This is a genomic window from Pseudomonas flexibilis, assembly GCF_000806415.1.
GTDB lineage: Bacteria > Pseudomonadota > Gammaproteobacteria > Pseudomonadales > Pseudomonadaceae > Serpens > Serpens flexibilis.
This window is the reverse complement of the sequence record NZ_JTAK01000003.1, coordinates 13,879-27,242: the sequence shown is the minus strand read 5'-3', so window position 1 is coordinate 27,242 and position 13,364 is coordinate 13,879. Positions and strand designations below refer to the sequence as shown.

Below are 13,364 nucleotides of genomic sequence, written 5' to 3'. Positions count from 1 at the left end.
ACTGTCCTTGGAGCGAAAAAACTCGCGGGGTTTCCCCCGGCCGACCGATGGCCGGCCTCAGGCCAGCTGCACCGGAATGGCGTTGCTGGTATGGCTCAGCGCACCGTCGGCGCCGATGTACAGCACCCGTGGTGTGTGGTCATCCAGCTCGGCTTCGGCGTAGTGAGCATAGGCACAGATGATCAGGCGGTGGCCCACGTCGGCCTTGTGGGCAGCGGCGCCGTTGACGGAAATGATGCGCGACCCGGCTTCGCCACGAATGGCATAGGTGGTGAAACGTTCGCCATTGTCGACGTTGTAGATCTGGATCTGCTCGTATTCGCGAATGCCGGACATGTCCAGCCAGTCGCCGTCGATGGCGCAGGAACCTTCGTAGTCGAGCACCGCGTGGGTAACGATGGCGCGGTGCAGTTTGGCCTTGAGCATGATGGCATGCATGGCGGGGTAATCCTCCAGGGATGCGGGCGGCGGCGAGTGTGCCTCACCCCCGGGGGGTGGGCAAGCCGCCGCGCGGGGTCAGCGTTCGACGCAGAGGTTGTCGATCAGTCGGGTGTTGCCAAGATAGGCAGCGGCCAGCAGGACCAGATTGCGGTCGTCCGCGGTGGCCGGGCGCAGGCTGCTGGCTTCGCGGATTTCCAGGTAATCCGGGCGGAAGCCGGCGGCCTCCTGGCTGCGACGGGCCTCGGCGACCAGCGCGGCATGGTCCGTCTCGCCGTTGCGCAGGCGCTCCGCCAGCTGTTGCAGGCTGCGGTACAGCGCCGGCGCAACGGATCGCTGCTCGGCGCTGAGATAGCCGTTGCGCGAGGACAGCGCCAGACCGTCCGCGGCACGCACGATGGGCGCGCCCTGGATCTCGATGGGCAGGTTCAGGTCGCGCACCAGGGTGCGGATCACCGCCAGCTGCTGGTAGTCCTTCTCGCCGAACACGGCCATATCCGGCTGCACCATGTTGAACAGCTTGCACACCACGGTGGCCACGCCCTCGAAATGGCCGGGGCGGCTGGTGCCGCACAGGCCTTCGGAGACACCGGGCACCAGCACGCGGGTCTGGCCGTCCATGCCATTGGGATACATCTCGGCGACGGTCGGGGTGAACAGCAGGTTGCAGCCGGCGGCCGCCAGCTTGTCCTGATCCTCGGCCAGGGTGCGCGGGTACTTGTCCAGATCCTCGTTGGCGCCGAACTGCAGCGGGTTGACGAAGATGCTGGCGACGATGAAGTCGGCGCTGCGGCGGGCCTGCTCGATCAGCGAGACATGGCCGGCATGCAGGTTGCCCATGGTGGGAACCAGGCCGATGCGCTGGCCCGCGCGGCGCGCCTGGGCGACGGCGTCGCGCAGTTGCTGGACGGTGGTGACGGTGTTCATGCGGAAAATTCGTGCTCGGGGGCGGGGAAGGTGACGGCCTTGACGGCCTGGACATAGGCGCTGAGGGCCGCCTGGATGCTCGGCTGACCCTCCATGAAATTCTTCACGAACTTGGGCGTGCGGCCGGTCAGCGACAGGCCGAGCATGTCGTGCATCACCAGGACCTGGCCATCGGTGCCGGGGCCGGCGCCAATGCCGATCACCGGAATGGAAACCGCCTGGGTGACCTCCGCCGCAAGGGCGCTGGGTACGCATTCGAGCAGCAGCATGGCGGCGCCTGCCTGCTCCAGGGCGATGGCATCGGCACGCAGCTGGCGAGCCTGGGCCTCGCTGCGACCCTGCACCTTGTAGCCGCCGAACACATTGACCGCCTGCGGAGTGAGGCCCAGGTGAGCGCACACCGGAATGCCGCGATCGGCCAAATGGCGGATGGACTCGGCCAGCCAGCCGGCCCCCTCCACCTTGATCATGTGCGCGCCGGCGCGCATCAGCTCGGCGCTGTTGAGCAGGGTCTGCTCCAGGGAGGCATTGGCCATGAACGGCAGGTCGGCAAGGATCATTGTCTCGCTGTTGCCGCGCTTCACGCAGGCGGTGTGGTAGGCCATGTCGGCGACCGTCACCGGCAGCGTGCTGTCATGGCCCTGCAGGACCATGCCGAGGGAGTCGCCAATCAGCAGGATGTCGACACCGGCCGCGTTCGCCGCGGCGGCGAAGGTGGCGTCGTAGCAGGTCAGCATGGCGATCTTCTCGCCGTTCTGCTTGCGGCTTTGCAGCGTGGTCAGCGTGATGGGCATGGTGGATCCTCTTCGCGGAGCGGATGACTCCGGACGTCAACACGGGCCGGAGTGAACTGCAGGAAAGTGGGAGGCTCCGCGCCCCGTCCTTTCGCTGAGGCCCGGGTCGCGCGCCCGGGGCTGTTACCGCCATTGCCGGGTCTTGGGGCGCTTATAGTCCAGATGGGTCCGGGCGAAGTCAATTACGAATGTTACCGGGGGTTACTTCGTGGCTGCCTGGGGTAACCGTTCCAGTCCGGCATACGGGCAGTCGGCGAGCAGCGCGCGCAACGGCCGGCCATCCGGCAGGCTCAGGTCGGGGGCGATCTCCGCCAGTGGATAGAGCACGAAGGCACGGGCGTGCATATGGTAGTGCGGCAAGGTCAGGCGCTCGCTGGCAAGCTGCAGGTCGCCGAACAGCAGGATATCCAGGTCGAGGGTGCGCGGCCCCCAGCGCTCGGCCTTGCGAACGCGGCCCTGTTCACGCTCGATGGCCTGCAGGGCATCCAGCAGCGCCAGGGGCGCCAGTTCGGTGTCCAGCGCGGCCACGGCATTCACGAAGCGCGGCTGCTCCGGCGGGCCGAGCGGATCGCTGGCGTAGAAGGAGGAAACGGCCGCCAGTTGGCTGCCGGGCAGTGCGGCCAACGCCCGCAGTGCGGCGTGCAGTTGCTCGACCGGTGTCGCGAGGTTGCTGCCCAGCGCGATGTAGGCGCGTTCCATCTCAGTCGTCGCTGCCGCCCGATTGGCTGGCGGGACGGCGTTTGCGCGGGCTGCGCCGGCGCTTGCGCGGTGCGGCGCCGCCGTCTTCCTTGCTGAGGTCGCGAATCATGGTGCGACGGGTGCTGTCGTCCACCTCCTGATAGCGGGTCCACCAGTCGCCCAGGCCGCCGGTCTCCTCGCCGGCGCTTTCGCGCAGCAGCAGGAAGTCATAGCCGGCGCGGAAGCGCGGATTTTCCAGCAGCAGATCGGCGCGCTTGCCTTGGCGGCGCGGCAGACGTTCCTGCATGTCCCAGATTTCGCGGATCGGCAGCGTGAAGCGTTTGGGCACTGCGATGCGCCGGCACTGCTCGGCGATCAGGTCGTGGGCGGCTTCCTGCATGGCAGGGATCGGCGGCAGGCCGCGCTCCTGCTGCTGGAGCACGCGTGCCGGCAGGGCCGGCCAGAGCAGTGCGGCGAGCAGGAACGCCGGGGTCACCGGCTTGCCGAGGCGAATGCGCTCGTCGGTGTTGATCAGCGCCTGGCGGATCAGTGTGCCGGTGTACTCGGGGTTTTCCTTCAGGGCCTGGGCGGTCGCCGGGAACAGCGGTGCGAACAGGTCGTAGTGCAGCAGCAGCTCGAAGGTGCGTTCGGCCCGGCCGGCGAGGAACAGCTTGAGCACTTCCTCGAACAGGCGTGCGGCGGGGATGTCGCGCAGTAGCGGCGCCAGTTCTCTGATGGGCGCGGCGCTGTGCTTCTCGATGTCGAAGTCCAGCTTGGCGGCGAAACGCACCGCGCGGAGCATGCGCACCGGGTCTTCCTGGTAGCGCTGGCGCGGGTCGCCGATCAGGCGCACCAGGCGATTGCGGATGTCCGGCACGCCGTGGGTGTAATCGAGGATGCGCTCGGTGACCGGGTCGTAGTAGAGCGCATTGATGGTGAAGTCGCGGCGCTGGGCGTCATCTTCCAGCGTGCCGTAGACGTTGTCGCGCAGGATGCGCCCGCTTTCGTGGTGGGCCGCCCGGTTGCTGTCCTCTTCGGCGTCATCGGCGCCATGGCCGGCTCGGAAGGTGGCCACCTCGATGATCTCGCGCCCGAAATGCACATGAACCAGGCGAAAGCGCCGGCCGATGATGCGTGCGTTGCGGAACTCGGCGCGCACCTGTTCGGGCGTGGCGCTGGTGGCTACGTCGAAATCCTTGGGCGGCAGCTCGAGCAGCAGGTCGCGGACGCAGCCGCCCACGGCGTAGGCCTGATAGCCGGCCTTCTGCAGTCGCTCCACCACCATCACGGCGTTGCGGCTGATACTGGAACGGTTCACGGAATGCTGGCGGCTGCCCAGCACCTGGGGCGTGCTGCGCGGGTGCGCGGCGCGACGCAAGGGGAATCGGAATGACTGGAACAGCTTCTTCAGCATGGGCGCTACTGTGTCGGGAAGGGGTAACCGGCAGGGGGCTGGGCGGGAACGCGCAGGGGGCGATCATGGCCGCCGGTGACTGCCGGGCATGCGATGGCCGGGAATTCTAGCACCGGGGTGGGGCAATCGGGAACGCAAGGTTATTGGCCAATGGAAAGGGGAGCCGAAGCTCCCCCTGAAGTAGTGTTGCTGTTGTTGTTATTGTTTCGGCTGTTGGTGTTGTTATCGCCGAAGCGTAGGCCAGGCCGAAGCCCGCATACGCACCCCCAATCGGGGGCCAATAGCGAACGGATTACTTTGGTTGCTGACGTGGTCCTGATCGATGATCCGGCCATGCGCTTCGCTGCATCACAGGCAGTCTTGTTGTTTCGCATGTGCCCGGGGAAGCCCCGTAGACCGTTCTGCTCCAAAATGATCAGTTTGCTGCGTCTCCGCCTTTTTATCGTTGTTATGCAGGAGTCGTTGCGTGTTGTTCTTGTTATGGAGTTTCTTGGTTTTTGTTGTTGTTGTGCCTGAGATAAAGCAGAAGTTGTGCCAGAAAAATAAAAAGCTTTGTTTTCAATGAGTTAGCTGAATCCGGTGACCGTTCGTGCAGGTTGGGGATGGCATTTTCGTTACCGTCGGAACCTGGGTGCGTTACCCGTCGGGTTGCCGGTAACACCCGCTGCGACTCAGGAGCCGCTGCCCACCCCCGTGCGGCGCCGTGGGATGCCCAGGCGCTGGCGACGTTCCCACAGGCACTTGCGGCTGATGCCCAGCTTGCGGGCCAGTTCGGTTTCGGTCATGTGGTCCTGATGCTCGAGGACGAAGTGTTGGAAGTAGTCTTCCAGCGAAAGATTCTCGGCGGGCTCGTTACGCGGTTGCGGCGAGAGCATTGAGCTGTCCGGGAAGTCCTCGTCGCCGACGCCCAGGCTGTCCAGTTCCAGGTCGATGCCCAGCAGGTCGGCCGGGATTTTCTCGCTTTCGCAGAGAATCACCGCACGCTCGATGGCGTTTTCCAGCTCGCGCACGTTGCCGGGCCAGGCATAGTGGGTGATGACCTGGCGGGCTTCTTCGGTGAAGTGCATCGGTGTGCGACCCATGCGGGCGCACTGGCGGGCCAGCAGGGTGTCGGCGAGTTCGATGACGTCGTTGCCGCGCTGGCGCAGCGGGGGCAGCTTCAGGGAGATGACGTGCAGCCGGTAGTAAAGGTCTTCGCGGAACTGGCCCAGCTTGGCCAGGCTTTTAAGGTCGCGGTGCGTGGCGGCGATCAGGCGGACGTCGACCTTCTGCGACTGCACCGAGCCGACGCGGCGGATCTCGCCTTCCTGTAGCACGCGCAGCAGGCGCGCCTGTGCGTCCAGCGGCAATTCGCCGATCTCGTCGAGGAACAGGGTGCCCCCGTCGGCGGCTTCCACCAGGCCGGTGCGGCTGGCGCTGGCGCCGGTAAAGGCGCCCTTCTCGTGGCCGAACAGTTCCGACTCGATCAGGGTTTCCGGAATCGCCGCGCAGTTCACCGAGATCAGCGGCGCGCGGGCGCGGCGTGACAGATTGTGCAGGGCGCGGGCCACCAGCTCCTTGCCGGTGCCGGATTCGCCCTGGATCAGCACGGTGGAGTCGGTGGGTGCCACCTTGCGGATCTTGCCGAACAGGTCCTGCATCGCCGGGCAGGAGCCGATGATGCCGAGGTCGTTCGGGCTGGCCGGCTTCTCCTCGCGGGCCGGCGTAGCGGCTGGGACGGTGGCGGGACGCTCACTGAGAATGCGCGAAACGGCCTGCAGCATCTCGTCATGGTCGAACGGCTTGGCGATGTAGTCCACCGCACCGAGCTTCATGGAGTCCACCGCCGAGCGCAGGCTGGCATAGCTGGTCATGATCAGCACCGGCGTGCCTTCGGCCAGGCGGATCAGCTCGGTGCCGGGCGCGCCGGGCAGGCGCAGGTCGCTGATGATCAGGTCGAAGCCGGGAATGCTGTAGCGTTCCTGGGCCTCCTGCACGGAACCGGCCTCGCTCACCGCGTACTGGTTGCGCTCGAGCAGCCGGCGTAGGGCGGAGCGGATGATGGTTTCGTCTTCGACGATGAGAATGTGGGGCATGGAGCAGGGTTCTCCTCGACGGCTCAGGACGGGACGTTGATGGGCGTGACGTGACGCGGCAGGGTCACCCGGAAGCGGGTGCCGCGCTGGCGTTCCGGGTCGGCCGGACTGTCGATGGCGATGTGGCCATAATGCTCTTCCACGATCGAATAGACCAGCGCGAGGCCCAGGCCGGTGCCCTTGCCGGGATCCTTGGTGGTGAAGAAGGGTTCGAACAGGCGGTCCATGGCGCTCTTGGGGATGCCGCTGCCTTCGTCCTCCACGCACAGCACCACGCTGTGCTCGTCCGCCTCGCTGCTCACCCGGATGCTGCCACCCGGCTGGGAGGCGTCGCGGGCGTTGGACAGCAGGTTGATCAGCACCTGGGCGAGGCGCTGCGGATCGCCTTCCGCGCAGTGCTGCGGATTGCACAGGTTGAGGAACTGCACCTCGGTGCCTTCGCGGTTGAGTTGCAGCAGGGCGATGGCGTCGCGGGTGATCTCGGCCAGGCAGACGCGTTCGCTGCCTGGCTGACGCGCGCCGGCATGAGCGAAGTTCATCAGCGACTGGACGATGCGTGACACCCGCTTGGTCTGCTCGATGATCTGCGCGCTGCTTTCGGTAACTTCTGCGTCGCCGCTACGCTCCTCGCGCAGGTTCTGCGCCAGGCAGGCGATGCCGGTGATCGGGTTGCCGATCTCGTGGGCCACGCCGGCAGCCAGGCGGCCGATGCTGGCCAGGCGTTCGGCATGCACGAGTTTGTCCTCCAGGGCGCGGGTCGCGGTCTGGTCCTCGACCAGTAGCACCAGGCCCGTATGTCCCGGGGTCAGGGGTTCCTCGATGGCGGCCTTGTGCAGGTTCAACCAGCGCACCTCGCCATCCAGCAGCAGGCGGTGCTTGTGGATGTGTTCGTCGGGGGCGGCGATGAAGTCCATCAACAGGTCTCGCCAGGGCTCGTCGATGGCCGACAGCCGTTCGCCCAGCACACGCTGGGCGGGGATGCCGGTGAGTTCTTCCAGGCAGTGGTTCCACATGAGGATCTCGTGATCCTTGGCCAGGGAGCAGACCCCCACCGGCAGGTCCTGCAGGGTCTGTCGGTGGTAGCGGCGCAGGCTGTCCAGCTCGGCGGCCAGGCCGGTGAGGCGCGAGCGGTAGTCCTCCAGGCGGCTTTCGATGAAGTGGATGTCCTCGGAGACGTAGGCTTCGTTGCTCTTCTTGTAGGGCAGGAAGGTGGACACGATGTCCTGGGCGAAGCTGGGGCCCATCAGGCCGGACAGGTTGGCTTCGATCTGGTCGCGCAGGCGACGCAGGGCGTAGGGGCGGCGCTCGTCGAACGGCAGCTTCAGTTCATTGAGTGCGCGTTCCACTTCACGTTGGGCGGTCTTTGCGCCCAACGGCTTGCTCAGCTGCGAGGCGAAGTCCTGCGGTGAGGTGGCGATCAGCTCGCGGCGTGGCTGGCGCCGCACGTTGCCCACGGCGCAGGCTTCGGCGGCGCTGCGTTCGCGCGGATTCGGCTCGGTGAACAGCGACACCAGGGCGAAGACCAGTACGTTGGCGGTCAGCGAGGTGATGGCCGCCAGGTGCCAGCTGCTGTCATCTAGCACATAGATGAGGTCGAGGACGGGCAGGTACACCCCGGGCAGGTTGCCGACCAGCGGCAGCAGCATGCTCACCAGCCAGATGCCGAAGCCGGCCAGGAGACCGGCGATGAAGCCGCGCCGGTTGGCGCTTGGCCAGTAGAGCACTGCCAGCACACCGGGGAGGAACTGCAGGGTGGCGACGAAGGAGACGATGCCCAGCGCCGACAGGTCGCGCTCGGCACCCAGCATCAGGTAGAAGCCGTAGCCGGCGAGAATGATGGCGACGATCAGGCTGCGGCGGGTCCATTTCAGCCAGGCGTAGATGTTGCTCTCGCCGCTGGGCTGGAACACCGGCAGCACCAGATGGTTCAGCGCCATGCCGGAGAGCGCCAGCGTGGCGACGATGATCAGGCCACTGGAGGCCGACAGCCCGCCGATGTAGGCCAGCAGGGTCAGCGCCGGGTTGTCCAGTGCGAGGCCGACGCCCAGGGTGAAGAACTCCGGGTGGGTCCCGGCGCCCAGCTTGAGCCCGGCCCACAAGATCAACGGCACTGGCAGGCTGATCAGCAGCAGGAACAGCGGCAGGCCCCAGCTGGCGGAAGCCAGGTTGCGCGGGCGCAGGTTCTCGGTGAAGGTCATGTGGTACATGTGCGGCATGACGATTGCCGATGCGAAGAACACCAGCAACAGGGTGCGCCAGGGGCCTTCCTGCAAGGGCGTGTGCAGTGTGGCGAGGGCTTCCTGGTTTTGCAGCAGCCAGGCTTCCAGGCCCTGGGGGCCGTCGAACACCCGATAGAGCGCATACAGGCCGATGCCGGCCAGAGCGCTGAGCTTGACTACCGATTCGAAGGCCATGGCGAACACCAGGCCTTCGTGCTTTTCCCGGGTGGCGATGTGCCGGGCGCCAAACAGGATGGTGAAGAGGATGATCAGCGCGCAGTAGCTGAGTGCCACCCGTGCGTGCGGCGGCTCTCGGGTGAGGATGCCGATGGCGTCGGTGACCGCCTGGATCTGCAATGCCAGCAGCGGCAGGATGCCGATCAGCATGAAGGTGGTGGTCAGCCCGCCGGCCCAGCTGCTGCGAAAGCGGAAGGCAAACAGGTCGGCCAGCGAGGACAGCTGATAGGTGCGGGTGATGCGCAGGATCGGCTGCAGCAGTACGGGTGCCAGCAGGAAGGCGCCGCTCACCCCGAGGTAACAGGCCAGGAAGCCATAGCCGTACTGGTAGGCCAGGCCCACCGAGCTGTAGAAGGCCCAGGCGCTGGCGTATACGCCCAGCGACAGCGTGTAGATCATCGGGTGGCGCACCAGACCGCGCGGAATCGCGCCGCGTTCGCTCAGCCAGGCGACGCCGAACAGGGCAAGCAGGTACAGCGCGCTGAGCAGCAGCAGCTGGCTGAGGTTAAAGCTCATCGGCATCGCGGTTGCTCAGCAGCAGGAAGGTGACGACGATCAGGATCAGCCACAGCAGGTACGGACGGTACCAGGCGCTGCCCGGCTGGATCCAGCCGTCCATGATGGCCGGTGAGAACAGGTAGATGCCCACCACCAGAAGCAGGACCAGTCGATAGATGTACATGGTGGGGCAGGCTTCGCGGGTTGCGGTCGTCGGGCCCAACGTTATAAGCGATGGACGCCAGGCTGCAAGCGACGGTCGGTATTGCCGTTCGATTTCTGCGCGATAGGGCTAGCGAAGTTGCGCTTCGGCCAGGGTGGCTTGGCGGGGAATGCGTCCGGCGTCCCAGTGGGCGATACCCCAGGCCAGCACCTCCCGGGGAGTGGCCTGCTCCAGCGTGGGCTCGGGCGCCTGGCCCAGAGCGCGCAGGGCTCGGCACAGCAGGGGTGCGGCCTGCTCGGCCGGCAGCGGCGGCGAGCGGTAACGCTTGCCCAGCTTGTGGCCATCCGGCTGGGTCAGCAGGGGGACATGCAGGTAGCGGGGCTGGGGCAGGCCGAGCAGTTCCTGCAGGTAGAGCTGGCGCGGCGTGTTGTCCAGCAGGTCGGCGCCGCGCACGATATCGGTCATTCCCTGGAACGCGTCATCCAGGACCACCGCCAGCTGGTAGGCGTAAAAGCCGTCGCGGCGCTGGATGATGAAGTCGCCCACCTCGCGACCCAGATGCTGGCGGAACGCGCCTTGCACCCGGTCAACAAAGGCGTATTCACGGTCCGGGACACGCAGGCGGATGGCGGCGTCGTGGCGGTCCAGATGCGCATCGCGGCAGGTGCCGGGATAAATCGCCTGGCCCTCGAGCTGCTTGCGCGAACAGTGGCACGGATAGGCCAGGTCCTGCGCAAGCAGGCGGCCCACCACCTCGGCATAGGCCTCATGCCGGTCGCTCTGGCGCAGCACCGGACCATCCCATTCGAAACCGTAGGTTTCCAGGGTGTGCAGGATGGCATCCTGTGCGCCGGGTACTTCGCGGGGAGGGTCGAGATCTTCCATGCGCACCCGCCAGACGCCACCGACAGCGCGGGCGTCCAGATAGGACGCCAGGGCGGCGACCAGTGAGCCGAAGTGCAGATAGCCGCTGGGCGTCGGGGCGAAGCGGCCGGTGTAGGCGGGACGTTGGGGCATGGGCATCGGAAACGAAACGGGGCGCCGCTGGCGCCCCGTTCGGGATCAGGAACCGATCTGCTTTTCCTTGATTTCCGCCAGGGTCTTGCAGTCGATGCACAGCGTGGCGGTGGGGCGGGCTTCCAGCCGGCGCAGGCCGATTTCGACACCGCAGGAGTCGCACCAGCCGTACTCGTTCTCTTCGATGAGGGTCAGCGTCTCGTCGATCTTCTTGATCAGCTTGCGCTCACGGTCGCGGGTGCGCAGTTCCAGGCTGAACTCTTCTTCCTGGCTGGCGCGGTCGGCCGGATCGGGGAAGTTGGCGGCTTCATCCTGCATGTGGGTCACGGTGCGATCCACTTCCTGCATCAGTTCCAGCTTCCACTTGTTGAGGATATCGGTGAAGTGAGCGCGCATGGCATCGCTCATGTACTCCTCACCCTTGGCCGGCTGGTAGGGCTCGAAGCCACGGTTGAGTTGGCCTTGTTGCTCTTTTGCTTTGGTGGGCATGGATGTCCGCCTCTCGCTTTCTCAATTCCCCAGACGTGGGGGAAAGTCCTTCCGGTCAGTTGCAAACCGGACCCCCGCGCATCAAAGCGGGCGAAATTACCAGAACGTACCGGGGTGCGCTACTCCCGGACGGTCGTAACTGCCCGCGGTGCTCATGGTTCGCTAGAATCGCCGGTTTTCCCCATCGCCACGGCGGGAGAGATTGCATTGCTCAGCTCCTTCAGCGCGCGCAGTCGCGCCATCGAACCCTTTCATGTCATGGCGCTGCTGGCGCGGGCCAATGAGCTCCAGGCGGCGGGCCATGACGTCATCCACCTGGAGATCGGCGAGCCGGATTTCACCACCGCCGATCCCATTGTTGCCGCCGGTCAGGCAGCCCTTGCCGCCGGCCACACCCGTTACACCTCGGCCCGCGGCCTGCCACAACTGCGTGAGGCACTGGCCGGCTTCTATGCCGACCGTTACGGCCTGTCGCTGGACCCCGAACGCATCCTGATCACCCCCGGCGGCTCCGGCGCGCTATTGCTGGCCAGCAGCCTGCTGGTCGATCCCGGCAAGCACTGGTTGCTGGCCGATCCGGGCTATCCCTGCAACCGGCATTTCCTGCGACTGGTCGAAGGCGCGGCACAGCTGGTGCCGGTTGGCCCGCAGACGCGTTATCAACTGACCGCTGAACTGCTGGAAGGTTACTGGAATGCGGACAGTGTAGGCGCCCTGGTGGCGTCGCCGGCCAATCCGACCGGAACGCTGCTGCGCCGCGACGAGCTGGCGGCCCTGTCCGCGGCTGCGCGCGCACGCGGCGGTCACCTGGTGGTTGACGAGATCTACCACGGCCTGACCTACGGTACGGACGCGCACAGCGTGCTGGAGGTGGATGACGACGCCTTCGTGCTCAACAGCTTTTCCAAGTACTTCGGCATGACCGGCTGGCGCCTGGGCTGGCTGGTGGCGCCCCCCGCGGCCGTGCCGGAGCTGGAAAAACTGGCGCAGAACCTCTATATCAGCGCCTCCACCGTGGCCCAGCACGCCGCGCTGGCCTGCTTCGCGCCGGCCACCCTGGAGATCCTCGAGGCGCGGCGCGGCGAATTCGCCCGGCGCCGCGACTACCTGCTACCCGCCCTGCGCGAGCTGGGTTTCCGGATCGAGGTGGAGCCGGAAGGCGCCTTCTATTTATATGCGGATATCTCGGCGTTCGGTGGCAACGCCTACGACCTGTGTCGCCATCTGATCGAAACCGAGTACGTCGCCGTCACGCCCGGCATCGACTTCGGCCATCACTTGGCCGACCGGCATGTGCGTTTCGCCTATACCCAGAGCCTGCCGCGCCTGGAAGAAGCCGTGGCGCGCATTGCCCGGGGATTGCGCAGCTGGCGGCCCCATGCACTTTGAGCGACCGCTGGAGCGGGGGCGCCTGCGTCGTCGCTACAAGCGCTTCCTGGCTGACGTGGTGACCGAGCAGGGCGAGGAGTTGTGCATCCACTGCCCGAACACGGGTTCGATGCTCAACTGCATGCAGGCGGACGGGCGCGTGTGGTTCAGTCGCAGCGATGATCCCCGGCGCAAGCTACCCGGCACCTGGGAGTTGAGTGAAACGCCGCATGGCCGGCTTGCCTGCATCAATACCGCGCGGGCCAATCCGCTGGTCGAGGAGGCGCTGCGTGGGGGCGTCATTCGCGAGTTGGCCGGCTTCGATGGCCTGCGCCGCGAGGTGCGCTACGGCGTGGAAAACAGCCGGATCGACTTCTGCCTGGATTTTGCTGGTGAGGCAGTGTACGTGGAGGTGAAAAGCGTCACCCTTGGCTACGCCGGCGAGGCGGTGGCGGCCTTTCCGGATGCACGCACCGAGCGCGGCGCGCGCCATCTGCGCGAGCTGGCGGCCCTGGCGCGCAGTGGTATCCGTGCGGTGCAGCTGTATTGCGTGAACCTGTCCGGCATCGAGGCGGTCCGTGCCGCCGAGGAGATTGACCCTGCCTACGCGGCGGCGCTGCGCGAAGCGAAGCGCGCCGGGGTGGAGGTGCTGGCCTACGGGGCCGAGCTGACCCCAGATAGCATCAGCCTGGTGCGGCAGTTGGAGGTGCTTTAGGGGTCGACCCAGATGCCTTGCGCGTTCTCTTCACAGGGAATCAGGTTCAGCTCCTGCCCCACGCAGGGACCGGAGACGCATTCGCCGGTCTCGATGCTGAACAGGGCGCCGTGGCTGGCGCACTGGATGAGCGTGCCGCTTTGATCCAGGAAGCGGTCCGCCTGCCATTCCAGGGGCGTGTTGCGGTGCGGGCAGCGATTCTCGTAGGCATATACACGGCCAGCGCGGCGCACGGCCAGCACGCGGGTGCCGGGCAGGCTGAAGCCGCGGCTCTGGCCTTCGGCCAGTTCTTCGGGGGCACACAGTCGAATCATGGGGACCTCTGCGGGTGA

The 13,364-nt window shown here is 66.3% G+C and carries 13 protein-coding genes; 2 read left to right on the top strand and 11 right to left on the bottom strand.

Annotated elements, in window-relative coordinates; genetic code table 11:
* Window positions 1–57 precede the first annotated feature (57 nt).
* From panD to dksA, 10 genes are all read right to left on the bottom strand, one after another.
* The gene (panD, locus tag PT85_RS08115) at window positions 58–438 is read right to left on the bottom strand and encodes an aspartate 1-decarboxylase (RefSeq protein WP_039560897.1); all 381 of its coding nucleotides are present in this window, start codon (window positions 436–438) and stop codon (window positions 58–60) included.
* Between the two features lie 78 nt (window positions 439–516).
* A complete protein-coding gene (gene panC, locus PT85_RS08110; protein WP_039606409.1) occupies window positions 517–1,365 on the bottom strand; it encodes a pantoate--beta-alanine ligase in 849 nt (282 codons plus the stop codon).
* On the bottom strand, window positions 1,362–2,159 hold the full coding sequence (gene panB / locus PT85_RS08105; RefSeq protein WP_039606408.1) for a 3-methyl-2-oxobutanoate hydroxymethyltransferase: 798 nt from the start codon (window positions 2,157–2,159) through the stop codon (window positions 1,362–1,364). The genes panC and panB overlap by 4 nt, the downstream gene beginning before the upstream one ends.
* 201 nt (window positions 2,160–2,360) lie before the next feature.
* Window positions 2,361–2,858: a 2-amino-4-hydroxy-6-hydroxymethyldihydropteridine diphosphokinase gene (gene folK / locus PT85_RS08100; RefSeq protein WP_027588968.1), complete on the bottom strand. Its 498-nt coding sequence runs from the start codon at window positions 2,856–2,858 to the stop codon at window positions 2,361–2,363.
* Between the two features lies 1 nt (window position 2,859).
* A complete protein-coding gene (locus tag PT85_RS08095) occupies window positions 2,860–4,251 on the bottom strand; it encodes a polynucleotide adenylyltransferase PcnB (protein ID WP_027588967.1) in 1,392 nt (463 codons plus the stop codon).
* A 671-nt stretch (window positions 4,252–4,922) separates the two neighbouring features.
* Complete coding sequence (locus tag PT85_RS08090; RefSeq protein ID WP_027588966.1) at window positions 4,923–6,326, bottom strand: sigma-54-dependent transcriptional regulator; 1,404 nt, start codon at window positions 6,324–6,326, stop codon at window positions 4,923–4,925.
* 23 nt (window positions 6,327–6,349) lie between these two features.
* Entirely contained in the window at window positions 6,350–9,304 is a 2,955-nt protein-coding gene (locus PT85_RS08085; protein WP_027588965.1) for a sensor histidine kinase, read from the bottom strand.
* On the bottom strand, window positions 9,288–9,464 hold the full coding sequence (locus tag PT85_RS18030) for a hypothetical protein (RefSeq protein WP_027589012.1): 177 nt from the start codon (window positions 9,462–9,464) through the stop codon (window positions 9,288–9,290). Before PT85_RS18030 ends, PT85_RS08085 begins: the two co-directional genes overlap by 17 nt.
* Before the next feature lie 108 nt (window positions 9,465–9,572).
* Entirely contained in the window at window positions 9,573–10,460 is an 888-nt protein-coding gene (gluQRS, locus tag PT85_RS08075; RefSeq protein ID WP_039606492.1) for a tRNA glutamyl-Q(34) synthetase GluQRS, read from the bottom strand.
* Window positions 10,461–10,505: 45 nt separating this feature from the next.
* Entirely contained in the window at window positions 10,506–10,949 is a 444-nt protein-coding gene (gene dksA / locus PT85_RS08070) for an RNA polymerase-binding protein DksA (RefSeq protein ID WP_027588963.1), read from the bottom strand.
* Window positions 10,950–11,156: 207 nt separating this feature from the next.
* Here dksA and PT85_RS08065 point away from each other — a divergent pair, with 207 nt between their 5' ends.
* Together PT85_RS08065 and sfsA are read left to right on the top strand one after the other, a co-directional pair.
* Window positions 11,157–12,338, top strand: coding sequence for a pyridoxal phosphate-dependent aminotransferase (locus tag PT85_RS08065; RefSeq protein ID WP_027588962.1), 1,182 nt, complete (start codon window positions 11,157–11,159; stop codon window positions 12,336–12,338).
* Complete coding sequence (gene sfsA, locus PT85_RS08060; RefSeq protein WP_027588961.1) at window positions 12,328–13,032, top strand: DNA/RNA nuclease SfsA; 705 nt, start codon at window positions 12,328–12,330, stop codon at window positions 13,030–13,032. Before PT85_RS08065 ends, sfsA begins: the two co-directional genes overlap by 11 nt.
* Here sfsA and PT85_RS08055 read toward each other — a convergent pair.
* Window positions 13,029–13,346: a Rieske (2Fe-2S) protein gene (locus PT85_RS08055; protein WP_027588960.1), complete on the bottom strand. Its 318-nt coding sequence runs from the start codon at window positions 13,344–13,346 to the stop codon at window positions 13,029–13,031. The genes sfsA and PT85_RS08055 overlap by 4 nt on opposite strands.
* Between the last annotated feature and the right edge of the window lie 18 nt (window positions 13,347–13,364).